The 24,089-nt window shown below is 56.8% G+C and carries 18 protein-coding genes; 14 read left to right on the plus strand and 4 right to left on the minus strand.

Annotated features, from left to right (window positions below):
- Positions 1-6: 6 nt before the first annotated feature.
- The gene (gene alsE / locus DK872_RS18840) at positions 7-702 is read left to right on the plus strand and encodes a D-allulose 6-phosphate 3-epimerase (RefSeq protein WP_007372511.1); all 696 of its coding nucleotides are present in this window, start codon (positions 7-9) and stop codon (positions 700-702) included.
- Entirely contained in the window at positions 686-1,633 is a 948-nt protein-coding gene (gene alsK / locus DK872_RS18845) for an allose kinase (protein ID WP_161518697.1), read from the plus strand. The genes alsE and alsK overlap by 17 nt, the downstream gene beginning before the upstream one ends.
- On the opposite strand, the gene DK872_RS18850 is transcribed toward alsK, so the two are convergent.
- Entirely contained in the window at positions 1,587-4,151 is a 2,565-nt protein-coding gene (locus DK872_RS18850; protein WP_161518698.1) for an ATP-binding protein, read from the minus strand. The two genes, alsK and DK872_RS18850, sit on opposite strands and share 47 nt — an antisense overlap.
- Positions 4,152-4,299: 148 nt before the next feature.
- Between DK872_RS18850 and DK872_RS18855 the strand changes: the two genes are divergently transcribed.
- The 6 genes from DK872_RS18855 to DK872_RS18880 are packed head-to-tail and all read left to right on the plus strand — an operon-like array spanning position 4,300 to position 10,396.
- The gene (locus DK872_RS18855; RefSeq protein ID WP_007372508.1) at positions 4,300-5,823 is read left to right on the plus strand and encodes a sugar ABC transporter ATP-binding protein; all 1,524 of its coding nucleotides are present in this window, start codon (positions 4,300-4,302) and stop codon (positions 5,821-5,823) included.
- On the plus strand, positions 5,816-6,805 hold the full coding sequence (locus DK872_RS18860; RefSeq protein WP_007372507.1) for a ribose ABC transporter permease: 990 nt from the start codon (positions 5,816-5,818) through the stop codon (positions 6,803-6,805). Before DK872_RS18855 ends, DK872_RS18860 begins: the two co-directional genes overlap by 8 nt.
- A 40-nt stretch (positions 6,806-6,845) precedes the next feature.
- Complete coding sequence (locus DK872_RS18865; protein ID WP_007372506.1) at positions 6,846-7,787, plus strand: ABC transporter substrate-binding protein; 942 nt, start codon at positions 6,846-6,848, stop codon at positions 7,785-7,787.
- A gap of 46 nt (positions 7,788-7,833) precedes the next feature.
- Complete coding sequence (locus DK872_RS18870) at positions 7,834-8,520, plus strand: D-lyxose/D-mannose family sugar isomerase (protein ID WP_007372505.1); 687 nt, start codon at positions 7,834-7,836, stop codon at positions 8,518-8,520.
- A gap of 11 nt (positions 8,521-8,531) precedes the next feature.
- The gene (locus DK872_RS18875) at positions 8,532-9,392 is read left to right on the plus strand and encodes a ketose 1,6-bisphosphate aldolase (protein ID WP_071920052.1); all 861 of its coding nucleotides are present in this window, start codon (positions 8,532-8,534) and stop codon (positions 9,390-9,392) included.
- Entirely contained in the window at positions 9,392-10,396 is a 1,005-nt protein-coding gene (locus tag DK872_RS18880) for a carbohydrate kinase family protein (protein ID WP_161518699.1), read from the plus strand. Before DK872_RS18875 ends, DK872_RS18880 begins: the two co-directional genes overlap by 1 nt.
- Before the next feature lie 76 nt (positions 10,397-10,472).
- On the opposite strand, the gene DK872_RS18885 is transcribed toward DK872_RS18880, so the two are convergent.
- On the minus strand, positions 10,473-11,204 hold the full coding sequence (locus tag DK872_RS18885) for a response regulator (RefSeq protein WP_071920050.1): 732 nt from the start codon (positions 11,202-11,204) through the stop codon (positions 10,473-10,475).
- A 256-nt stretch (positions 11,205-11,460) separates the two neighbouring features.
- Here DK872_RS18885 and fdhF point away from each other — a divergent pair, with 256 nt between their 5' ends.
- The 3 genes from fdhF to DK872_RS18900 all read left to right on the plus strand — a co-directional run bounded on the left by fdhF (position 11,461) and on the right by DK872_RS18900 (position 16,861).
- Positions 11,461-13,608, plus strand: coding sequence for a formate dehydrogenase subunit alpha (gene fdhF, locus DK872_RS18890; RefSeq protein WP_079517076.1), 2,148 nt, complete (start codon positions 11,461-11,463; stop codon positions 13,606-13,608).
- A gap of 213 nt (positions 13,609-13,821) precedes the next feature.
- On the plus strand, positions 13,822-15,552 hold the full coding sequence (locus DK872_RS18895) for a penicillin-binding transpeptidase domain-containing protein (RefSeq protein ID WP_071920048.1): 1,731 nt from the start codon (positions 13,822-13,824) through the stop codon (positions 15,550-15,552).
- A gap of 100 nt (positions 15,553-15,652) precedes the next feature.
- Positions 15,653-16,861 carry an MFS transporter gene (locus DK872_RS18900; RefSeq protein WP_071920047.1) on the plus strand — a complete coding sequence of 403 codons (1,209 nt, stop codon included), beginning with the start codon at positions 15,653-15,655 and terminating at the stop codon, positions 16,859-16,861.
- Between the two features lie 33 nt (positions 16,862-16,894).
- On the opposite strand, the gene gltP is transcribed toward DK872_RS18900, so the two are convergent.
- Complete coding sequence (gltP, locus tag DK872_RS18905; protein WP_007372496.1) at positions 16,895-18,208, minus strand: glutamate/aspartate:proton symporter GltP; 1,314 nt, start codon at positions 18,206-18,208, stop codon at positions 16,895-16,897.
- A gap of 688 nt (positions 18,209-18,896) precedes the next feature.
- Between gltP and acs the strand changes: the two genes are divergently transcribed.
- From acs to actP, 3 genes are all read left to right on the plus strand, one after another.
- Positions 18,897-20,855 (plus strand): acetate--CoA ligase, encoded by a 1,959-nt coding sequence (gene acs / locus DK872_RS18910; RefSeq protein WP_035886910.1) that lies wholly within the window; start codon positions 18,897-18,899, stop codon positions 20,853-20,855.
- 248 nt (positions 20,856-21,103) lie between these two features.
- Positions 21,104-21,415: a DUF485 domain-containing protein gene (locus DK872_RS18915; RefSeq protein WP_035886908.1), complete on the plus strand. Its 312-nt coding sequence runs from the start codon at positions 21,104-21,106 to the stop codon at positions 21,413-21,415.
- Positions 21,412-23,061 carry a cation/acetate symporter ActP gene (actP, locus tag DK872_RS18920; RefSeq protein ID WP_035886906.1) on the plus strand — a complete coding sequence of 550 codons (1,650 nt, stop codon included), beginning with the start codon at positions 21,412-21,414 and terminating at the stop codon, positions 23,059-23,061. Before DK872_RS18915 ends, actP begins: the two co-directional genes overlap by 4 nt.
- A gap of 229 nt (positions 23,062-23,290) precedes the next feature.
- Here the strand turns inward: actP and DK872_RS18925 are convergent, their stop codons facing one another.
- A complete protein-coding gene (locus tag DK872_RS18925) occupies positions 23,291-23,773 on the minus strand; it encodes a hypothetical protein (protein WP_007372491.1) in 483 nt (160 codons plus the stop codon).
- Positions 23,774-24,089 lie beyond the last annotated feature (316 nt).

Consider the following 24,089-nt stretch of genomic DNA (forward strand, 5'->3'; position numbering starts at 1 on the left):
TGAATGATGAAAATCTCCCCCTCCCTGATGTGTATGGATCTGCTCAAGTTTAAAGAACAGATCGAGTTTATCGACAGCCACGCGGACTATTTCCATATCGACATTATGGACGGCCACTTTGTGCCGAACCTGACGCTGTCGCCATTCTTTGTCAGCCAGGTGAAGAAGCTGGCCAGCAAACCGCTGGATTGCCATCTGATGGTGACGCGCCCGCAGGATTATATCGGCCAACTGGCGCGCGCAGGCGCAGACTTTATCACCCTGCACCCGGAAACGATCAACGGCCAGGCGTTTCGCCTGATCGATGAGATCCGCCGCCACGGCATGAAAGTCGGGCTGATCCTCAACCCGGAAACCTCCGTCGAAACGATGAAATACTATATTCATAAGGCGGACAAAGTGACGGTGATGACGGTCGATCCTGGCTTTGCCGGTCAGCCGTTCATTCCGGAAATGCTCGACAAGGTCGCCGAGCTGAAAGCCTGGCGCGAGCGCGAAGGGCTGAGTTATGAAATCGAAATCGACGGCTCCTGCAACCAGGCCACTTATCAGCGTTTGATGGCCGCAGGCGCGGATGTCTTTATCGTCGGCACCTCCGGGTTATTCAACCATGCGGAAAACATCGATGACGCCTGGACGGTAATGACCGAACAGATTCTGGCGGCCAAAAACGAGGTACTGCCTCATGCACGAACCGCATAATCAACTGGTAGCAGGCGTTGATATGGGCGCGACCCATATTCGCTTCTGCCTGCAAACCGCCGCAGGCGAGGTGCTGCATTGTGAAAAGCAGCGCACCGCGGAGGTCATTGCGCACGGCGTGGTAAACGGCATTACTGCGCTTATCCAGGCGCAGCTTGACGCACGTAATGCCCGCTGTTACGGGCTGGTAATGGGCTTTCCTGCGCTGGTCGGCAAAGATAAACGCACCATTATCTCCACGCCCAACTTACCGCTGGCACCTGGTGAACTGAGCGGGCTGGCCGGGCAACTGGAAAATGCGCTGGGCTGCCCGGTGGAATTTTCCCGTGATGTGAACCTGCAACTCTCTTTTGACGTGCAGGAGCATAACCTCACGCAGCAGCAGGTGCTGGCGGCCTATCTCGGCACCGGCATGGGTTTCGCCATCTGGCTGAACGGTGCACCGTGGACAGGCGCGCACGGCGTGGCGGGCGAACTGGGGCATATTCCGCAGGGAGACAGGCAACTGCGCTGCGGCTGCGGCAATGCGGGTTGTCTGGAAACGGTGTGTTCTGGCCTTGCGCTGCGCCGCTGGTATGAACAGCAGCCGCGGGATTACGATCTTGGCGATCTGTTTATCCATGCAGCACAGGAGCCTTTTGTCGTCGATCTGCTGGATCACGCCGCGCGCGCCATCGCCACCAGCATTAACCTGTTCGATCCCGATGCGGTGATCCTCGGCGGCGGCGTCATGGATATGCCCGCATTTCCGCGTGAAGCGTTGATCGCGGCGATCCGCACCTGGCTGCGTAAACCGTTGCCGTGGGAAGCGGTGCGTTTTCTGGCGGCCTCATCATCAGCGTTTAACGGTGCGCAGGGCGCGGCGACACTGGCCCGCAACCGTTTTACGCCGCAATCCGTCGCAGCGCCTGCGCAAGCTCTGCACGGGTAAAGGGTTTACGCAGCAGTTCCACGTCCGGCAGCGCAGGGTTGTGCGCCGGGCGCAGATCCTGGCCGCTGATGAGCAGCATCGACAGATGCGGATTCTGCTGGCGCGCCTGGTGAATCACTTCCGCGCCGCTGAGCGCGCCCGGTAGCATTAAATCACTGACCAATGCGCCAATCTCCGTCGAAGCGGCCAGTAGCTGCAACGCCTGCTCACCGGTTTCCGCTTCCAGCGTCAGATAGCCCAGCTCGTGCAACTGTTCGCACAATGTCTGGCGCACATCGGCCTCATCTTCCAGCACCAGAATCAGCGTGTCGCTGCTATCGCGCGCCTGCGCGGCATCCGGTTCGCGGCTTTCCACCGCCTGCACCGTTGCGCGCGGCAGTTGCAGACGCACGGTGGTGCCCTGCCCCGGCGCGCTCTCAATCTCTACCCGCCCGCCGGACTGGCGAACAAAGCCATATACCATCGACAGGCCCAGCCCGCTGCCGCTGCCGGTCTGTTTGGTGGTGAAGAAGGGTTCGAACACCTGTGCTTTGACCTCCTGCGACATACCGCAGCCGCGATCGATCACCTCCAGCGCCACCATATCCTGGCGGCGTCCGTCACTGCGGGTGACGCGCTGGTTCCAGGTGCGGATTTTAATGGTGCCGCTCTCGCCCTCCATCGCATCGCGGGCATTCATCACCAGATTGATGATGGCATTTTCCAGTTGTCCAACATCGATCCACGCGGGCCATGCCGGGCTTTGCGCTTCGATCTCCAGCGCCAGTGTGCCGGGTAACGAATGGCGCATAAGCTCGCCGAGATTCTCCAGCAGCGGTTGCATCTCCACGGCATGAGGATGCAACGACTGTTTGCGGGAAAAGGCCAGCAGCCGCTGGGTCAGTAACGCGCCGCGCTCAGCGGCTTTCAGCGCCCGCGAGATACGCGGCGCATCCGGCGAGCCGGGCGTCACCAGTTCAAGGCTGCCAATAATCACCGCCAGCAGGTTATTGAAATCGTGCGCCAGCCCGCCGGTCAATTGGCCGACTGCTTTCATCTTCTGACTGTGCAGCAGCGCCTCTTCCAGCCCTTTACGCTCCGTGCGATCCAGCACCACGTTAACCATGCCGCGCCCCGGTACCGGGCTAAAACGCAGCTCAATGGTACGATTGTCCGCCAGCCGTAATTCCTGCGGTTTGGGCAGCGGGCGAGCCAGATTCTCCTGTACGTGACCGGGGAGATCGCTCACCTGTTGTAACAGGCTCTGATAGTGCTGGCCGCGCTGCAATGCCTCTGCCGTCAGCCCCAGCAGCAACGGATATTGCGGATTCCACACCACCAGGCAACCCCGGTTATCGAACAGCGCAAAACCATCGCGCATCGCGTGGAAAGTGGTTTCCAGCTGTGTGCTTTTCTCTTTCAACAACTTAGAGGTGTGTTCCAGCGAAGCGGTATTGCGGGCAAACACGTTAAACGCACGCGCCAGTTCGCCCAGCTCATCGCGCCGTTGCAGCGCCGGAACCGACACGTCCTGCTCGCCGCGCGCCAGCCGCGACATGGCGCGCGAAATGGCCGTCAGATTCGAGCCCAGATTGCGGTAGATATACCATCCGGCAAAGCCGGTGATCACCAGCGCCAGCAGGGCGAAAACGCTGATAAACAGAATGATCGAGCGCATCTCCTGGTGGCTTTGCGCCGTGCGCAGTTCCGACGCCTGCGCGACCTGCGCAACGTACTGGTTGATGTCGCTGTTGAGCAGCGCCACCAGCGCTTTGATATGAAACATCGACCAGCTAATCGCCAGATCGCTCTCTTCCAGCCGGAGCGACAGCGGCCCCAGCTTGCGCAGCTCGGCGCTGAAATCCGGCAGGATAAAATCCACCGTCGGGCTGGCGGCGCGCAGCGGCAATTGCCCCATGATGTCGGAGATCTGTTTGATTGTCGGCCGGGGAGACGGCGTCTGAATGGCGGCGATGATCAGCCGGTCCATCTCGGCGAGCAGGCGGTTATCCGGGATGTTGCTCGCTTCCCGGGCGATGATCGCCTGTAAATGGCGCAAATAACTTTGGTTCTGGTACAGCGAACTGAGCAGCGCATTACGTTCCAGATGCCGCTGTTGTCCGCGTTGCAGCATCACGGTAACGCTTTGCTGCAATTCGTGGCTGCGGCGGGTGATCTGCGCCACCAGTTGCGGTTCCTGCTGCGCCAGCGGCGCGCGGGCAAGCTGGCTGAGCGAGTGTTGCAGCGCGCTCTGCGTCGCTTTCAGGCGTTCGGCTTCGCCCTGATACTCCAGCGCTCCGACCACCTGCGACAACCGCACAGCCGCCGTGGCGACGCTGGCGGTATCGCGCGCCAGATTCATACTGCCGGTCATGTCGTCCAGCGTCTGCTGCTGCGCCAGTTCCTGAATCTGGCTGGCGTGGCGAAATCCCAGAACTGCCACGCCGCAGACCATTAAAGTTACCGCCACCACCAGTAAATTGAAGAACAGCAGACGCCCGCGAGCGCTGGTGAAAAACGGGTTCGCGCGATACGACATAGTGGCTCCGGTGCAATGTTGATCCTGACGCAGGACGGCAGGAAACGGTTTCTCCAGGTAACTATGACAAATATGAACAGAACCTGACATTGTGCATTTACTAACGTGTGATGAAGTGCGGATATCGTTCCTCCAAGGAAGCCCGCTGATGAGCAACACGCCCGTACTGGAGATGCGCAACATTGCCAAAGCTTTCGGCAAATTTTACGCCCTCAAAGGGGTCGATCTGACGGTCTGGCCCGGCGAGATCCATGCGCTGATGGGGGAAAACGGCGCGGGAAAAAGCACGCTGATGAAGATCCTCGCCGGGGCGTATAGCGCCACCAGCGGCGAGATCCTGATTGACGGCCAGCCTTACGCCATCAAAAGCCCCAAAGATGCGCTCGCTGCCGGTATCACGCTGATTTACCAGGAGATGCAGTTAGCGCCGAACCTGACCGTGGCGGAAAACATCTTTCTTGGCAGTGAAATCGCCCGCGGCGGGCTGGTGCAGCGCAAAGAGATGGTGACACAGGCGCAGGCGGTGATTGATCGCCTTGGCGCGAATTTCACCGCCACCGATCGGGTGATGAAGCTGACTATCGCCGAGCAGCAACAGGTGGAGATCGCCCGCGCTTTACACCGCAACAGCCGCATTCTGGTGATGGATGAACCCACCGCTGCCCTCTCCTCACGCGAAACGCATCGTCTGTTCGAACTGATCCTGCGCCTGCGCGATGAAGGGATGGCGATTATCTACATCAGCCATCGCATGGCGGAAGTGTATGAACTCTCCGATCGCGTCAGCGTCCTGCGCGACGGCCAGTATGTCGGCAGCCTGACGCGCGACAAACTCAATGCTTCTGAACTGGTGCGCATGATGGTCGGGCGACCATTGAGCGACCTGTTTAACAAAGAGCGCGATATCCCACTTGGCAACCCGCGTCTGAGCGTTCAACACCTGACGGACGGTGAAAAAATCCAGCCAGTCAGCTTGCAGGTGCGTGCCGGGGAGATCGTCGGTCTTGCCGGGCTGGTCGGTGCCGGACGATCCGAACTGGCGCAGCTGATCTTCGGCGTACGCAAAGCCACTGGCGGCATGATCGAAGTAGACGGTGAGCCAGTGGTGATCCACTCGCCGCGCGCCGCCATCGATTTAGGCATCGGTTTTCTGACGGAGAACCGCAAAGAGCAAGGCCTGTTTCTGGAACTGGCGGCGCAGGAAAACATCACCATGGCAACGCTGGAGCGCGACGCGGCGTGGGGAATGCTCGATCGCAAAAAAGCGCAGTCGATCTCCGATGACGCCATCAAGTTATTGAATATTCGCGTACCGCACGCGCAGGTGCGGGCGGGCGGCTTATCCGGCGGCAACCAGCAAAAGCTCTTGATCTCCCGCTGGGTGGCGATCGGCCCGCGCATTCTGATCCTTGATGAGCCAACGCGCGGCGTGGATGTCGGTGCCAAAAGCGAGATCTACCGGATCATGAACCAGATGGCGCGCCAAGGCGTGGCGATCCTGATGATCTCCAGCGAGCTGCCGGAAGTGGTCGGCATGAGCGATCGTGTTTATGTGATGCGCGAAGGCAGCATCGTCGGCGAGCTGCAACAACATGAGATTACTCAGGAAAACATTATGACGCTGGCCACCGGCGTTAACGAATCCCACCACCAGGCGGTACACCATGACTGATGCTAAAGAGAACGCAGCGAAAAGCCCTTCCGCCAAAAAGATGTTGATGGGCGATCTGATGCAAACTGTCGGCATTTTGCCGATTCTCATCCTGATCGTCGCGGTTTTTGGTTTTATCGCGCCAAACTTTTTTACCGAAAGCAACCTGCTGAATATTACCCGCCAGGCGTCGATCAACATTGTGCTGGCGGCGGGCATGACTTTCATCATTCTGACCGGCGGTATCGATCTCTCTGTGGGTTCGATTCTCGGCACCACGGCGGTCGCGGCGATGGTGGTTTCGCTGATGCCCGAACTGGCCCTGCTCTCCGTCCCGGCGGCGCTGATGCTCGGCCTGGTGCTCGGCCTGTTTAATGGCGCGCTGGTGGCATTTGCTGGTTTGCCGCCATTCATTGTCACCCTCGGTACGTATACCGCGCTGCGCGGGGTGGCCTATCTGCTGGCAGACGGCACCACGGTGATTAACTCCGATATCAGTTTTGAGTGGGTCGGCAATAACTATCTTGGCCCGGTGCCGTGGCTGGTGGTGATTGCGCTGGCGGTGATTGTACTGTGCTGGTTTATCCTGCGCCGCACGACGCTGGGCGTTCATATCTACGCGGTGGGCGGCAATATGCAGGCAGCGCGCCTGACCGGCATCAAAGTGTGGCTGGTGCTGCTGTTCGTCTACGGCATGAGCGGCTTGCTCTCCGGCCTTGGCGGCGTGATGAGCGCCTCGCGGCTGTACAGCGCCAACGGCAACCTCGGCACCGGCTATGAGCTGGACGCCATCGCCGCGGTGATCCTTGGCGGCACCAGTTTTGTCGGCGGAATCGGCACCATCACCGGCACGCTGGTTGGCGCGCTGATTATCGCCACCCTTAACAATGGCATGACGCTAATGGGCGTCTCCTACTTCTGGCAATTGGTGATCAAAGGGGCGGTGATCATCATAGCGGTGCTGATCGACAAATACCGTACCCGGCATCATCAGGCAGCATAACAATACCCTACAAAACAGCAACATAAGTGAGGATTACAGCATGCGTCTTAAACCTCTTGTCACGGCGCTCTGCGCCGCTGCTCTGCTGACCAGCGCGCCGTTTGCGCAGGCCAAAGATCTGAAGTCCATTGGCGTTACGGTGGGCGATCTGGCGAACCCCTTCTTCGTGCAGATCACCAAAGGCGCGGAGCTGGAAGCGCGCAAACTGGCGGGCGATAACGTCAAAGTGACGCTGGTCTCCAGCGGTTACGATCTGGGCCAGCAGGTCGCGCAGATCGATAACTTTATTGCCGCCAAAGTGGACATGATCATCCTCAACGCCGCGGATTCCAAAGGCATCGGCCCGGCGGTGAAACGGGCAAAAGAGGCCGGGATTGTGGTGGTGGCGGTTGACGTGGCGGCAGAAGGCGCCGACGCCACCATCACCTCCGATAACACCCAGGCGGGGGAAATGGCCTGTAAGTACATTACCGACCGCCTGAAAGGCAAAGGCAATGTGGTGATCATCAACGGACCGCCGGTCTCTGCGGTGCAAAACCGTGTCGAAGGCTGCCAGACCGAGTTTAAGCGCCACCCGGATATCAAAGTGCTCTCTGATAACCAGAACGCGAAAGGCAGCCGCGAAGGCGGGCTGGAAGTGATGACCTCGCTGCTTGCCGCCAACCCGAAAATCGACGGTGTCTTTGCGATTAACGATCCGACAGCGATCGGTGCCGATCTGGCCGCCAAACAGGCACAGCGTCACGAGTTCTTTATTGTTGGCGTCGACGGAAGCCCGGATGGTGAAGAGGCGCTGAAACGCAAAAACTCGCTGTTTGTCGCCACTCCGGCGCAGGATCCGCAAGTGATGGCCGCCCGCGCGGTGGAGATCGGCTACGACATTCTGCAAGGCAAGCCCGCGCCAACCGCGCCGGTGCTGATCCCGGTGACGATGATCGATAAACAGAACGTCGGCAGCTACAAAGGCTGGACGGTGAAATAGGGTTTTCCCCCGCTTTTTCCGGCGGGGGATCTTCTCTGGAGGTGAAATGAAACGCTCCGCCATTAATGAAATTCTCGGCCACACGCGGCAGTTTTTCTCAATGCACGATGTCCATTTGCCGCCTTTCGCCAGCTTCCCGCCAACCAAATGGCAACAGCTCGATCGCGCGGCGTGGCGTGAAGTGTTCGATCTGAAACTGGGATGGGATGTCACTGCATTTGGCGGCGACGATTTCTTTACCCAGGGATTGACGCTGTTCACTCTGCGTAACGGCTCGCCCAACGGCACGCCGTATGAAAAATGTTATGCGGAAAAGATTATGCACGTGCGCGACGGTCAGCTTACGCCGATGCATTTTCACTGGCGCAAGCGCGAGGACATCATTAATCGCGGCGGCGGTAATCTGATTATTGAGCTGTGGAACGCCGGCGCACATGAAGAGACGATTGCCTCCGACGTTACCGTGGTCATTGATGGCTGTATCCAGACTCATGCGGCAGGCAGCCAGTTGCGCCTCTCACCAGGGGAAAGTATTTGCCTGTCGCCGGGGCTATATCACAGCTTCTGGGGCGAACCGGGCTTTGGCGATGTGCTGGTTGGTGAAGTGTCGTCGGTGAATGACGATGATCACGACAACCACTTCCTGTACCCCGTTGATCGCTTTAACGCTATTCAGGAAGACGAACCGGCACTGCTGGCGCTGTGTAACGAATATCATCTGTTTCTCGGCTAAAGGAGGAAGCTATGTCTTTGATTTCGCTCGCTGAAGGTCTGACGCACGCCCGTGAACATCACTATGCGCTGGGCGCGTTTAACGTGCTCGACTCGCACTTTTTACGCGCGCTGTTTGCCGCGGCAAAGCAGGAGCGCTCGCCCTTTATCATCAACATCGCCGAAGTCCATTTTAAATATGTCTCGCTGGAATCGCTGGTCGAAGCGGTGAAGTTCGAAGCCGCGCGCCACGACATTCCGGTGGTGCTGAACCTCGATCACGGGCTGCATTTTGAATCGGTCGTGCGCGCGCTGCGCCTCGGTTTTAGCTCGGTGATGTTTGACGGTTCCGTGCTGGAGTATGAAGACAATATTCGTCAGACGCGGGAAGTGGTGAAGATGTGCCATGCGGTCGGCGTTTCGGTGGAAGCGGAGCTGGGCGCGGTTGGCGGTGATGAAGGCGGCGCGCTGTATGGCCATGCCGACGAAGCCTGTTTTACCGACCCGGCGCGGGCGCGGGATTTTGTTGACCGTACCGGCATCGACACGCTGGCGGTGGCTATCGGCAATGCCCACGGCAAATACAAAGGCGAACCGAAGCTGGATTTTGAGCGCCTGGATGCCATTCGCCAGCAGACCGGTCTGCCGCTGGTGCTGCACGGCGGTTCCGGTATCAGCGATGCGGATTTCCGCCGCGCCATTTCGCTGGGTATCCATAAAATCAATTTCTACACCGGCATGTCACAGGCCGCGCTCGGCGCCATTGAGCAGCGCATGGCAGATCGCCAGCCATTGTATGATGAGTTCGCCCAGCTCCTGCTGAGCGTCGAAGAAGCTATCACCGATACCGTTGCCACACAGATGCGCATTTTCGGCAGCGCGGGGCAACTCTGATGGCGCGCAACGGCGTTATCGCCGCCGGCAATATGCTGGTCGATCATGTTCACCAGATCGTGCAGTGGCCGGAACGCGGCTGGCTGGCGGAGATCACCCAGAGCGAGCGCTCAACGGGCGGCGCGCCTCTGAATGTGCTGCTGACACTGGCAAAGCTGCACGTGGGCATGCCGTTGCAGGCGGTGGGATTAGTGGGCGAAGACAGCGATGGCGATTACATTATGGCGATGCTGGATCAGTACCACGTCAATCGCCAGGCGGTGCAGCGCACCCCTTCTGCACCCACCTCAATGTCGCAGGTGATGACCGATCCCTCCGGGCAGCGCACCTTTTTCCACTCGCCCGGCGCGAACCGTCTGCTGGATTTACCGGCGTTTGAGCAGCTGGACGGCAGCATGAAGATTTTCCATCTCGGCTATCTCTTGCTACTTGATAGTCTCGATTTGCCGGACGAAGAGTACGGAACACGCAGCGCGCGGCTGCTGGCGCAGATGCGCGAGCAGGGTTTTCTCACCTCGCTGGATTTGGTGTCACGCAAGGGCGATCCACGTTACCAGCCGCTGGTGCTGCCGTGCCTGAAGCATCTTGATTTTCTGGTGATTAACGAGCTGGAAGCCGGGGAATTTAGCGGGCTGCCCATGCGCACCGCAACCGATGAACCGCATATTGAGCATATCGCTGCCGCCGCCGCGCAACTGCTGGCCGCCGGTGTGCGCCAGCGGGTAGTGATCCACTGCCCGGAAGGCGCATGGGGCGAAGCGGCAGATCAGGCCGGAGCGTGGATCCCGTCGCGCACGTTAAGCCAGTCGGAGATTATCGGCAGTGTCGGCGCGGGCGATGCTTTTTGCGCCGGTTTTTTATACGGCTGCCACGAAGCCTGGCCGCTGCAAAAGAGCATTCAACTGGCACATGCCTGCGCACGCGCCAGCCTGCTGTGCGCCAATGCGATCGACGGCGCGAAGACGCTGGAGGCATTGCAGCAGGAGATTGGAGATTCGCTGTAGGAGTTTGCCGGAACAAGAGACGATATAGCCAGCGCCAGATAACCGGTTGATTGTCTGGCGTTTGGCCGGATGACGGCTACGCCGCTTTATCGCTGTGCGCAACGTCGGCGGCAAAGACATAGCCGAGGCCGCGCAAGGTTTTTATTAGCGCCGGTTGGTGGGGATTAGCTTCGATTTTGCGGCGTAAGCGCATGATCAACACATCAATGGTGCGATCAAACACTTCCACGCTTTCGCTGTGCGTTAAGGTCAGCAACTGTTCGCGGTTCAGCACCCGACGCGCATTTTGCACCAGCGCCAGCAACAAGCTGTACTCGCCTTGCGTCAGGCCAACCACCTGATGCTGCGGGTTAAATAGCTCGCAGCGCTCAGGGTCAAGATGCCAGCCATTAAAGGTAAAACCGGGCTGCTTTTCCATTGGGATTTCTGCCGCCAGCACGCCGCTGCGCCGCAGTACCGCGTTGACGCGCGCCACCAGTACGCGGGCGTTAAACGGTTTGCCGATATAGTCGTCCGCGCCCATCTCCAGGCCGACCACCACATCCGACTCGCTACCAAGCCCGGTAAGCATCACCACCGGCAGCGACGGACGCTGTTTTTGCAACTGCTGCAACACCCGCAGGCCGTTGATATCCGGCAGCATCATATCGAGCAGTACCAGCGCGATATCCGCATGCTGCGCGCTGAGCGTCAGCGCATCCTGCCCGTTATGGCAGACGTAAACCGTAAAGACATGCTCGCTCAGCACCTCTTTCAACAGTTCGCACACCGCGCTATCGTCATCCACCACCAGAATTGCAGGTTTCATTGTCCGCTTCCGCCAGGCCCGTTTGGGTAAGTCTGATCCATTCTGTTGGCGGTCATTTATAAATGCAGCGACTAAATGCCGAATTTTTAACCGTGGTCACATCCCCCTCGCTCTTCGTCACGTCACTTTTGACGATGGCCTGTTTTTCGTCAGTATTTTGCGCAAATTTCCGGCGTAACATCGGTAAATACCCCCAATATTGTTATGGCATAGAAGATGCATAGTGGGGGCGACACTGTTAACTGGAGCGAAAGTGATGAAAAAAGTCGTCACGGTTTGCCCGTATTGCGCCTCGGGATGCAAAATCCATCTGGTGGTCGATAACGGCAAAATCGTTCGGGCGGAAGCCGCACAGGGCAAAACCAATCAGGGCACTCTCTGCCTGAAAGGTTATTACGGCTGGGATTTTATCAACGATACCCAGATCCTGACGCCCCGGCTTAAAAGCCCGATGATCCGTCGCCAGCGCGGCGGAAAACTGGAGTCGGTCTCCTGGGATGAAGCGCTCGATTATGTCGCCAGCCGTTTGCGCGCCATTAAAGAGAAGTACGGCCCGGATGCCATTCAGACCACTGGTTCTTCCCGTGGTACGGGTAATGAAACCAACTACATAATGCAAAAATTCGCGCGCGCCGTTATTGGTACCAATAACGTCGACTGCTGCGCTCGTGTCTGACACGGCCCTTCGGTTGCAGGTCTGCACCAATCGGTCGGCAATGGCGCGATGAGTAATGCCATTAATGAAATCGATAACACGGATTTAGTGTTTATCTTTGGGTACAACCCGGCGGATTCTCACCCTATCGTCGCCAATCATGTGATTCGGGCGAAACAGAATGGGGCGAAAATCATCGTCTGCGATCCGCGCAAAATTGAAACCGCGCGCATTGCCGACATGCACGTCGCACTGAAAAACGGATCCAACATCGCCCTGCTTAACGCCATGGGCCATGTGATCATTGAAGAGAACCTCTACGACCAGGCGTTTGTCGCCAACCGGACGGAAGGGTTTGAAGAGTACCGGAAGATTGTCGAGGGCTACACTCCGGAATCGGTCGAGGAGATCACCGGCGTCAGCGCGCAGGAGATCCGCCAGGCCGCCCGTATGTACGCCGGGGCGAAAACTGCAGCCATTCTGTGGGGCATGGGCGTGACCCAGTTCTATCAGGGCGTGGAAACGGTACGTTCGCTCACCAGTCTTGCCATGCTGACCGGCAACCTGGGTAAACCGCATGTTGGGGTCAACCCGGTACGCGGTCAGAACAACGTGCAGGGCGCGTGCGATATGGGCGCGCTGCCGGATACCTACCCCGGCTATCAGTATGTGAAAGAAGAGGCGCACCGCGAGAAATTCGCCAAAGCGTGGGGCGTGGAAAGCCTGCCAGCGCATACCGGTTATCGCATTAGCGAACTACCGCATCGCGTTGAGCATGGCGAAGTGCGCGCCGCGTACATTATGGGTGAAGATCCGCTGCAAACGGATGCCGAACTGTCGGCAGTTCGTAAGGCATTTGAAGGGCTTGAACTGGTGATTGTGCAGGATATTTTCATGACCAAAACCGCAGCCGCGGCGGATGTCATCCTGCCTTCCACCTCCTGGGGCGAGCACGAAGGCGTTTATACCGCAGCAGATCGCGGTTTCCAGCGCTTCTTCAAAGCGGTTGAACCAAAGTGGGATCTGAAAACGGACTGGCAAATCATCAGTGAAATCGCCACCCGTATGGGTTATCCGATGCATTACAACAACACGCAGGAGATCTGGGACGAGTTGCGTCATTTATGCCCCGATTTCTACGGCGCCACCTACGAAAAAATGGGTGAGCTGGGCTACATCCAGTGGCCGTGTCGCGATACGTCGGAGGCCGATCAGGGCACCTCTTATCTCTTTAAAGAGAAGTTCGACACGCCGAACGGGCTGGCGAAATTCTTCACCTGCGACTGGGTCGCGCCGATGGATAAACTCACCGACGAGTATCCGATGGTGCTCTCCACCGTGCGTGAAGTGGGCCACTACTCTTGCCGTTCAATGACCGGCAACTGTGCGGCGCTGGCCGCGCTGGCGGATGAACCAGGCTATGCGCAAATCAACGCCGCCGACGCCGCAAGGCTGGGCATTGAGGATGAAGCGCTGGTGTGGGTTAACTCGCGTAAAGGCAAAATCATCACCCGTGCGCAGGTCAGCGAACGCCCGAACAAAGGTGCGGTGTATATGACCTACCAGTGGTGGATTGGCGCCTGTAACGAGCTGGTGACGGAGAACTTAAGCCCGATAACCAAAACGCCGGAGTACAAGTACTGCGCCGTGCGCATCGAGCCGATCGCCGATCAGCGCGCCGCCGAGCAGTATGTGATCGACGAATATAACAAGCTGAAAACCCGGCTGCGCGAAAGCGCGATGGGCTGATAGCCGCGTTTGTCGAAGTCAAAGCGGAGTGATCTTCACTCCGCTTTTTTATTTATCTTCCGTTAGTCACGCCACGAGTGGACAGCGCCGCAATCAACTTCCTGAAAAATCATCATTATTAACGAACTGAAACACAGTTCTTCTGTCATCTGCTGGCATGTTTACCTATAACTAACAGGTAAATGTGCTCATTGATGATTGCCGCGAAACCCCATGCCTCCTGTTAAAAAACACCGTAGAGAAGATCACCCCAGTTCCTCATTTAACCTGAACAGGTATCACCTGCTTTCTCTTGTGATTCTGGTGTTTTTAGCACTCCTGCTGGCACGCGTTGCCGACCTGCAACTGCTCAATCACCCGATGCTGGAGCATGAAGCCGATCAGCGCTCATTACGCACCATTACGCTACCGACCAACCGCGGCACGCTGGTGGATCGTGACGGCCAGGCGTTAGCCCTGAGTGTTCCCTCGCGCGACATCATTGCCGATCCGAAACGCATTCTCGAGGCGAATCCTGATTTTACCAGCCCGAAGTGGGCTTACCTCGCCGCAGCGCTCAATGTCAGCCCGCAAGCCCTGCGGGCGCAGCTTACAGCGAATCCCACGAAGCACTTCCTCTACCTGGGCCGAAAAATCGAACTGGGTATCGCCAAAGATATTGCCACGCTGCATCTGAAAGGGATCACGACCGAATATGACGACAGCCGCTTTTATCCTATGGGAGAAGCTGCCGCGCCGCTTTTAGGCATCGTGGGCGCCGATAACACGGGGCTGAATGGGCTGGAGAAAAGTTATAACACCATTCTTGAAGGCAAACCGGGTCAGGAAGAGTACCGCCAGGACGGTGACGGCCACCTGATTTCCGTGGTCAATTACGAACCGCCGCAGCAACCGCCAACCGTTCAGCTCAGCATCGACAAGTTCGATCAATACACACTTTACAGCGCATTACGTGATGGCGTGCTGCTCAACAAGGCGGATTCAGGTGCGGCTGTGCTGGTGAAAATCGACACCGGCGAGATTCTGGGAATGGCGTCTTACCCTTCGTTTAATCCCAACAATTACGAAAGCGCCACCCCGATGCAAATGCGCAACACGGCCATTAACGATAGCTATGAACCGGGTTCAACCGTGAAACCGCTGGTGGTTCTCGAAGGGCTGGAGCGCCATTTAATCCAGCCGAACTCGGTTCTTGATACCTCGCCTTACGTCGTCAACGGGCATTTGATACGGGATGTCGGGCACTGGCCGCGCCTGACGATAACCGGCATTTTGCAGAAATCGAGCGATACGGGCGCGTCCCACATTGCGCTTGCCATGCCTGCTCAGGCGCTGGTGAATACCTACCAGGCGTTTGGCCTCGGCAAACCTACCGGGCTGGGCTTAACGGGCGAGAGTGTGGGTTACTTTCCCTTACACCGCCAGCGCTGGGCCGATATTGAACGCGCAACGTTCTCTTTTGGCTACGGCCTGCGCGTAACGCCGCTGCAGATCGCACGGGAATATGCGACGCTGGGCTCGTTCGGTATCTATCGCCCTCTTTCCATCACCAAAGTCACGCCGCCGGTGATGGGCGTCAGAGTGGCGAATCCGGCCACCGCGAAAACCGTCGTGTATATGATGGAAAGCGATGTTTTACCCGGCGGCTCAGGTTTACGCGCGGCAGTACCGGGCTATCAGCTCGCCACCAAAACCGGTACGGCGGAAAAAATGGGTACCGACGGGAAGTACGATGGCGGCTACGTCAACTACACCGCAGGCGTTGCCCCGGCCAGCCACCCGGAAGTGGCGCTGGTGGTGATGGTTAACCATCCGACAGTGGGCGATCACTTTGGTGGCTCGGTCGCGGCGCCGATTTTCGGCAAAATCATCGGCCCGGTACTGAAACATATGAACATCGCGCCTGATGCCATCAGCAATAAACCCTCCGTAAATGCATCCTGATGCCGGGAGGCTCACGCGGCGGTGTCACGATGGGGCGTAACGTCTGACAGGTGTGGCAAACCGCCCGGTAGTGTAATGTCATCAACAGAATCCCCTGATAATGAGAGCGCAGGTGTTGAACTCCACGGAAGCAGAATTACCGGTCAGCCAGCAGAACCACAACATTGCGCGTCTCGCGACAGCACAGGCGCTGGCTGGCGCTAACTCGGTCGTCTTTTACGCCACCGGCGCGATAGTCGGTAATACCCTCGCGCCGAGCAGCACGCTGGCAACACTGCCCGTCACAGTTTTTGTTCTGGGGATGGCGGCCTGCATTCTGCCGTTTGGCGCGCTGGCTCGCCGTCGTGGCAGGCGGGCTGCCTTTATGACCGGTACTGGCGCAGGCGTGTTGACCGGGCTGCTGGCCTCGCTGGCGGTCGTGCTCGGTTCCTTTTCCCTGTTCTGCCTGGCGGCTTTTTTCGGCGGCGCGTACGCGGCTGTTGCGCTCTCGTTTCGCTTTGCCGCCACCGATGGCGTGGGCAGTGAACGACGGGCGCGCGCGTTATCGCTGGTGATGGGCGGCGGCGTCGTAGCGGGCGTACTTGGCCCGATGCTGGTCACCGGCACCATGAATGCCTGGCCGGAGCATACTTTTGCCGTTACCTTTCTCGCGCAGGCAGCGGTCGCGGCGCTTGCCGCAACGGTACTGCTCGGCGTCAAATCCCCTGCCGTTGTCGCTCACGCGCAGCACGGCGGCCGCCCACTTCATGAAATAGCCCGCCTGCCGGGCTTTCGTCGCACCGTGTTTGGCGGCGCGGTGGCCTATATGGTGATGAACTTCCTGATGACTGCCGCGCCGCTGTCGATGCATCAGCACGGCCTTTCTCAGCAGGCAGCGAATCTGGGCATTCAGTGGCATGTGATTGCGATGTACGGGCCGGGCTTTTTTACCGGCAAACTGATTCAGCGCTTTGGCGCCAGCCGCATTGGCGCTGCGGGATTATTGATCACCGCCCTCTCCGTGCTCGCCGGTCTGCTCGGTACTGACATCCTGCATTACTGGCTGTCGCTGATCCTTCTTGGCATCGGCTGGAACTTTGGTTTTACCGGCGCTTCGGCGAAGATCATTGAGTTTCACCGCCCGGAAGAGAAAACCCGCGTCCAGTCACTGAATGACTTTATTGTCTTTGGCGTGATGATTGTCGGCTCTTTCTCCTCCGGCGCACTACTTAATGCCTTCGGCTGGAATGCGGTGCTGTGGGGATCGCTGGTGCCGGTGGTGGCGGGTTTTCTGGCGATGATGGGCAAAAGCCACACGGTAAAGGGATAAAAAAATCCCTCCGTGAAGGAGGGATTGAGCAGTTTACTGACCGGCTGTTTTATCAAATTTGCCCAGCATTTCGCGCTCGTAGGCCAGCGCTTTTTTGCGGTCGAATTTGTGTTCCCACTTGGCAATGACCAGCACCGCCAGCGCATTCCCCACCACGTTCAGCGCGGTACGCGCCATATCGAGGATACGGTCAACACCGGCGATAAAGGCCAGCCCTTCCAGCGGAATACCGACGCTGCCCAGCGTCGCCAGCAATACCACGAAGGAGACGCCCGGAACACCCGCGATGCCTTTTGAGGTCACCATCAGCGTCAGCACGAGGATAATCTCCTGCCACAGCGACAGATCGATACCGTACAACTGCGCAATAAAGATGGCGGCAATACTCTGGTACAGCGTTGAACCGTCGAGGTTAAAGGAGTAACCGGTCGGCACCACGAAGCTGGTAATGGAAGCAGGCGCGCCGTAGGCTTCCATTTTTTCGATAATACGCGGCAACACGCTCTCTGAACTGGCGGTTGAGTAGGCCAGAATCAGCTCATCTTTCAGGATGCGGATCAGGATCCAGATGCTCAGCCCGCAGATGCGCGCCACAATGCCCAGCACCACCAGCGCGAAGAACAGGATCGCGAAGTAAACCAGAATCACCAGCTTCGCCAGCGGCCACAGCGAGGCAAAACCGAAGTTCGCCACCGTTACCGAGATCAGCGCGAACACGCCGACCGGCGCATAGCGCATCACCATATGGGTGACTTTAAACATGGTTTCGGAAATAGAACGGAACACGGTCACCAGCGGCTCGCGGTGCGATGCCGGCAGCGATGACAGCCCCAGGCCAAACAGCACCGAGAAGAAGATGATCGGCAGCATATCGCCCTTCGCCATCGACGCGATGATATTGGTCGGCACCAGCGACAGAATCGTCCCCATCAGGCCGTGGGCGTGGCTTTGCACATCCGCGGTGGTGCTTTGGTATTTCGAAATATCCACCGTGGCCAGCTGCGACATATCGATTCCCGCCCCCGGCTGGAACACATTCGCCAGCGTAATACCGAGCACGATCGCAACCGTAGTGATCACTTCGAAATAGATGATGGTTTTCGCGCCAATACGGCCAAGCTGTTTCGCGTCGCCCACACCAGCAATCCCGACAATCAACGTCGAGATAACAATCGGCACCACGATCATTTTGATCAGATGAATAAAGATATCGCCCGCAGGAGACAGGAGATTCGCAATCAGCCATTCGCGGCTGTCGCTGTGATAATGCAGGTAACTACCCAGAAGAATACCCAGCACAAGGGCTAGCAGAATCTGCCAGGCCAGGCTGATTTTCATGTTTTTCATAACTACAGACTTCCTCAATGAAGCGCCATTCCATGCTCGGGAACGACACATACTGAAAGGGTATGATTAACGTCGCACGGTATTGCGGGGTTTTTTAACGCGCATTATCAGTATCATTTGCAGGGTGTAACGCGCAACCCTATACCGGGAGGGGGTTTGACTGATTTTTTAGCTAAAAGCCGTCTTTTATTTCAGTTATTAACAATAAGTATTTGTTATACAAAAAATTTCAATCTGCTGAATTCCAATATTTCCGTCAGGAAATTATTCCGCAAAATTTGTTCATTTGCGTATTTTTTAATCATTAGAAATGTCGCAGGGGTCGCTTCATACCGGAAATTTCGTCTGCTATTTGTCATTAACTCAGTGAATAGTACCTGTTAAAAATAATTAAGACGCTATTGGTTCCGCAATGTATTTTCAGCAGGTTGCCATAGCGCATTATTCTGCAACGCTATTAAGTGTAATCGAACCGTCACATTCCATAACCTGCTGTTATGAGTCATTTTTCTTCTTCCTGCCGCTATTTTTCATTTCTGCATTACACCAGCGCATTTATTTTGCTGCTTTTTTACTGAATCTCATCAATGCGTGATCTATCGCTCAAATAGTAAACAAAGCTTGTAAAGGCCCTACAATTAACGTTCTTGTGACATATTATTAACATCTTACAAGGAGAGCAATTGCCATGAGCCAAATACATAAACACGATATTCCCGCCAATATTGCGGAACGTTGCCTGATCAATCCGGAGCAGTATGAAGCCAAATATCAGCAATCCATCACCGACCCTGACACATTCTGGGGCGAGCAGGGAAAGATCCTCGACTGGATCACGCCGTATAAAACGGTGAAAAACACCTCCTTCGCACCCGGCAATATTTCGATTAAATGGTATGAAGACGGCACATTAAACCTGGCCGCCAACTGCCTTGACCGCCACCTTGCCGAACGCGGCGACCAGACGGCCATTATCTGGGAAGGCGATGACGCCAGCCAGAGTAAAAAAATCACCTATCGCGAGCTGCACCGCAGCGTATGCCAGTTTGCCAATGTGCTGGTCGATCTCGGGATTAAGAAAGGTGATGTTGTCGCGATTTACATGCCGATGGTGCCGGAAGCGGCAGTCGCGATGCTCGCCTGCGCCCGTATCGGCGCGGTGCATTCGGTGATTTTCGGCGGCTTCTCGCCGGAAGCGGTAGCCGGACGCATTATTGATTCCAGTTCCCGGCTGGTGATCACCGCCGACGAAGGTGTTCGCGCCGGTCGTAATATTCCGCTGAAGAAAAATGTTGATGACGCGCTGAAAAACCCGAACGTTAACAGCGTTGAGCATGTCGTGGTTCTGAAACGTACCGGCGGCAAAATCGACTGGAACGCCGGCCGCGATCTGTGGTGGAACGAGCTGACCGAAAAAGCCAGCGACCAGCATCAGCCGGTGGAAGTTGGCGCGGAAGATCCGCTCTTTATCCTCTATACCTCCGGTTCAACCGGCAAACCGAAAGGCGTGCTGCACACCACCGGCGGTTATCTGGTTTATGCCGCGACGACCTTTAAATATGTCTTTGATTATCATCCGGGCGATGTTTACTGGTGTACAGCCGATGTCGGCTGGGTGACCGGCCACAGCTATTTGCTCTACGGGCCGCTGGCCTGCGGTGCCATCACGCTGATGTTTGAAGGCGTGCCGAACTGGCCAACCCCGGCGCGCATGAGCCAGGTGGTGGATAAACACCAGGTCAATATTCTCTACACCGCACCGACGGCGATCCGCGCACTGATGGCAGAAGGCGACAAAGCCATTGAGGGTACCGACCGCTCTTCGCTGCGTATTCTCGGTTCCGTGGGCGAGCCCATTAACCCGGAAGCGTGGGAGTGGTACTGGTCGAAGATCGGCAACGGTAAATGCCCGGTGATGGACACCTGGTGGCAGACGGAAACCGGCGGTTTTATGATCACCCCGCTGCCTGGCGCAACGCGCCTGAAAGCCGGTTCGGCAACCCATCCGTTCTTTGGCGTGCAACCGGCGCTGGTGGATAACGAAGGGAATGTGCTTGAGGGCGCGACCGAAGGTAACCTGGTGATCACCGATTCCTGGCCAGGCCAGGCGCGTACGCTGTTTGGCGATCACGAGCGTTTTGAACAGACCTACTTCTCCACCTTCAAAAACTGCTACTTCAGCGGCGACGGCGCGCGTCGTGACGAAGAGGGCTATTACTGGATCACCGGCCGCGTGGACGATGTGCTGAACGTTTCCGGCCACCGCCTGGGTACCGCTGAGATTGAATCGGCGCTGGTTTCGCATCCGAAAATCGCCGAGGCCGCCGTAGTGGGTATTCCGCACAACATCAAAGGCCAGGCGATTTATGCCTATGTCACGCTGAATCACGGAGAAGAACCGTCGCCGGAACTCTACACCGAAGTGCGTAACTGGGTGCGTAAAGAGATTGGCCCGCTGGCAACGCCGGATGTACTGCACTGGACAGATTCACTGCCGAAAACACGCTCCGGCAAAATCATGCGTCGCATCCTGCGCAAAATCGCGGCGGGCGATACCAGTAACTTCGGCGATACCTCGACGCTCGCCGATCCTGGCGTCGTGGAAAAACTGCTCGAAGAGAAACAGGCCATTACCATGCCGTCTTAAGAATCGTAACACCCTGCCGGATAAGGCGTCAGCCACTATCCGGCTGACAAACAAAACCATAACGCTCTCCTTATAAGGAGAGGAAACAATCACCTCACCCTACAGTTCCCAATGGATTTCGTGTTGCAGGAAGGCGGCAAACGCACACATCCCCAGGCGCATAGATAACTGTGTGACTGGGGTGGGCATGTGCGGCCAACGAACCTGCGGCGCGAAAGACTACGGGGAGACCTCTGGAGAATTCTGTGATGAATAACATTTATCAACAGATAGAAAACAGTGCGCATTTCAGGGAGTTAGTTGAAAGACGGCAACGGTTTGCCTTTTCCCTTTCCATCATCATGCTGATTATCTACGTCGGCTTTATTCTGCTTATCGCTTTTGCACCGCATTGGCTCGGTACGCCGCTGCACGAAGGCACCAGCGTGACGCGCGGCATCCCGATTGGGATTGGCGTGATTGTGATTTCGTTTGTGCTGACCGGCGTCTACGTCTGGCGGGCAAACGGTGAGTTTGATCGTCTGACCAAAGCCGTGCTAAGCGAGGTAAAAGCACCATGAAACGAGTCCTGACGGCGCTGGCCGCCACACTTCCTTTCACGGCGCACGCCGCCGATGCCATTACCGGCGAGGTACAACGCCAGCCAACCAACTGGCAGGCGATTATCATGTTTGTGATTTTCGTGGCGCTCACCCTGTACATCACTTACTGGGCGTCGAAACGCGTGCGTTCGCGTAACGATTACTACACCGCGGGCGGCAATATTACCGGTTTTCAGAACGGGCTGGCGATTGCCGGTGACTTTATGTCGGCGGCCTCCTTCCTCGGGATTTCCGCGCTGGTGTACACCTCCGGCTATGACGGGCTGATTTACTCGCTGGGCTTCCTTGTCGGCTGGCCGATTATCCTGTTTTTGATCGCCGAACGGCTGCGCAACCTTGGGCGCTATACCTTCGCCGACGTGGCCTCGTACCGCCTGAAACAGGGGCCGATTCGCACCCTTTCCGCCTGCGGTTCGCTGGTGGTGGTCGCGCTGTATCTGATTGCGCAGATGGTGGGTGCCGGGAAGCTTATCGAGCTGCTGTTCGGCCTGAACTATCACGTCGCCGTGGTACTGGTTGGCGTGCTGATGGTGCTGTATGTGCTGTTCGGCGGCATGCTCGCCACCACCTGGGTACAAATTATCAAAGCGGTATTGCTGCTGTTTGGCGCAAGTTTTATGGCCTTTATGGTGATGAAACACGTCGGTTTCAGCTTCAATAACCTGTTCACCGAAGCGATGGCGGTGCATCCGAAAGGCGCGGCAATCATGAGCCCTGGCGGGCTGGTGAAAGATCCGATCTCCGCCCTGTCGTTAGGCCTGGGCCTGATGTTCGGCACCGCCGGTTTGCCGCATATCCTGATGCGTTTCTTCACCGTCAGCGATGCGCGGGAAGCCCGTAAAAGCGTGTTCTACGCCACCGGTTTTATGGGTTACTTCTACATTCTGACCTTTATCATCGGCTTTGGCGCGATCATGCTGGTCGGTGCGAATCCGGCGTTTAAAGATGCGGCGGGCGCGCTGATTGGCGGCAACAATATGGCAGCGGTTCACCTTGCCGATGCGGTTGGCGGCAACCTGTTCCTCGGCTTTATTTCCGCCGTGGCGTTCGCCACCATTCTGGCGGTGGTCGCCGGGCTGACGCTGGCGGGCGCGTCGGCGGTCTCGCACGATCTCTACGCCAACGTGTTCCGTAAAGGCGCGACCGAGCGCCAGGAGCTGAAGGTATCCAAAATCACCGTGCTGGTGCTTGGCGTGGTCGCCATTTTGTTGGGCATTCTGTTTGAGAAGCAGAACATCGCCTTTATGGTCGGTCTGGCCTTCTCCATTGCCGCAAGCTGCAACTTCCCGATTATTCTGCTCTCGATGTACTGGTCAAAACTGACCACGCGCGGTGCGATGATCGGCGGCTGGCTTGGCCTGCTGACGGCGGTGATTTTGATGATCCTCGGCCCGACCATTTGGGTACAGATCCTCGGCCACGCCACCGCGGTCTTCCCGTATGAGTATCCGGCGCTGTTCTCGATTGCTGTCGCGTTTATCGGCATCTGGATCTTCTCCGCTACCGATAACACCGAAGCGGGCAAGCTGGAACGCGAGCAGTTCCGCGCGCAGTTTATTCGCTCGCAGACCGGTATTGGTATCGAACAGGGTCGCGCGCATTAATCCCCTGCCCCGGCCAGCCATGGCCGGGGATCATATTGGTTTCGCCGACGCCACCCGTAATCCAGGTTGCACCGACACATCCATAAAAGCGCCGGAATTCGGCCTTCCCCCGAAAAACAAAGCATGCCGCTGTCGAGGCAGCCAGCGGCAATGCAACCATAGAAGATAACGTTCAGGTTTTTAATCCTGAAAAAGCATTGTACGTATCAATTATAAATCGGTGGAAAATCTATTCTGTTATTAACGAGATCCAGTCGCTGGGTATATCCGTAAAAAATGTGGCTTCCTGCGTGACGGTTCTTGTTCCTACAATAACGTATTGACTTAAATCCGGGTTAACATCCGTTAAAATATAGTACGGTTTGCGCCCGGACATACTCCCCTGATTTTCCAGCTGCGCGCCCACACTGCCATCGGTTTTAAATTCAAAATACAGCGCATTAGCCGGAACGGTGATTTTATATTTATAAGTACCATAGGAGGCGCCATCGAGAATACATGAGGCGGAGACGGAATCGCCTTTTGCATTACTGATAATATAACCGCCAATATCCGCAAGGCTTTTATAATTATTGTCTTTAATAATCTTTTGAATATAGGCAATCGCCTGGCCTGGCGTTCGCCCTCTGCACGACACTATTTGTGGCTGGAATCCCGTTTTCTGGATTTCGGCAAGCTCCCGTTTATCCCCACGATAATAAACAGATGACATATCTTTATCTCCTCATGGCAATGACACTCCCGCAACAGAATGCGTTTCTGTCATTAGGGTTGTAATACGAACGTTTTACACATCAAGGGTGTTAGTGATTTTTTATTTGCACAGCAAATCGGTTTATTAAGAGGAAATAAGCGGAACACGCCGATTTACGCTGTATAACCAACCGGTTCATCAAGCAAATAACAGTTTTAAAAGTAACAGCATCAATAAGAAAAGAAATCAGGCTTTTGGCGTAGACCTTTTATCCTGATGAACAGCACGCGGATGTAAACAGGTCATCGTGTTTAACGCGATAACATGGCGGTAA

The sequence above is a fragment of the Kosakonia sp. MH5 genome (genome assembly GCF_009935945.1).
GTDB classification, from domain to species: domain Bacteria; phylum Pseudomonadota; class Gammaproteobacteria; order Enterobacterales; family Enterobacteriaceae; genus Kosakonia; species Kosakonia radicincitans.

Bases quoted from the DNA above. Each gene is read 5' to 3' on its own strand.
- alsE (WP_007372511.1), top strand. From the start codon at position 7: ATGAAAATCTCCCCCTCCCTGATGTGTATGGATCTGCTCAAGTTTAAA.
- alsK (WP_161518697.1), top strand. From the start codon at position 686: ATGCACGAACCGCATAATCAACTGGTAGCAGGCGTTGATATGGGCGCG.
- DK872_RS18850 (WP_161518698.1), bottom strand. From the start codon at position 4,151: ATGTCGTATCGCGCGAACCCGTTTTTCACCAGCGCTCGCGGGCGTCTG.
- DK872_RS18855 (WP_007372508.1), top strand. From the start codon at position 4,300: ATGAGCAACACGCCCGTACTGGAGATGCGCAACATTGCCAAAGCTTTC.
- DK872_RS18860 (WP_007372507.1), top strand. From the start codon at position 5,816: ATGACTGATGCTAAAGAGAACGCAGCGAAAAGCCCTTCCGCCAAAAAG.
- DK872_RS18865 (WP_007372506.1), top strand. From the start codon at position 6,846: ATGCGTCTTAAACCTCTTGTCACGGCGCTCTGCGCCGCTGCTCTGCTG.
- DK872_RS18870 (WP_007372505.1), top strand. From the start codon at position 7,834: ATGAAACGCTCCGCCATTAATGAAATTCTCGGCCACACGCGGCAGTTT.
- DK872_RS18875 (WP_071920052.1), top strand. From the start codon at position 8,532: ATGTCTTTGATTTCGCTCGCTGAAGGTCTGACGCACGCCCGTGAACAT.
- DK872_RS18880 (WP_161518699.1), top strand. From the start codon at position 9,392: ATGGCGCGCAACGGCGTTATCGCCGCCGGCAATATGCTGGTCGATCAT.
- DK872_RS18885 (WP_071920050.1), bottom strand. From the start codon at position 11,204: ATGAAACCTGCAATTCTGGTGGTGGATGACGATAGCGCGGTGTGCGAA.
- DK872_RS18895 (WP_071920048.1), top strand. From the start codon at position 13,822: ATGCCTCCTGTTAAAAAACACCGTAGAGAAGATCACCCCAGTTCCTCA.
- DK872_RS18900 (WP_071920047.1), top strand. From the start codon at position 15,653: ATGAGAGCGCAGGTGTTGAACTCCACGGAAGCAGAATTACCGGTCAGC.
- gltP (WP_007372496.1), bottom strand. From the start codon at position 18,208: ATGAAAAACATGAAAATCAGCCTGGCCTGGCAGATTCTGCTAGCCCTT.
- acs (WP_035886910.1), top strand. From the start codon at position 18,897: ATGAGCCAAATACATAAACACGATATTCCCGCCAATATTGCGGAACGT.
- DK872_RS18915 (WP_035886908.1), top strand. From the start codon at position 21,104: ATGAATAACATTTATCAACAGATAGAAAACAGTGCGCATTTCAGGGAG.
- actP (WP_035886906.1), top strand. From the start codon at position 21,412: ATGAAACGAGTCCTGACGGCGCTGGCCGCCACACTTCCTTTCACGGCG.
- DK872_RS18925 (WP_007372491.1), bottom strand. From the start codon at position 23,773: ATGTCATCTGTTTATTATCGTGGGGATAAACGGGAGCTTGCCGAAATC.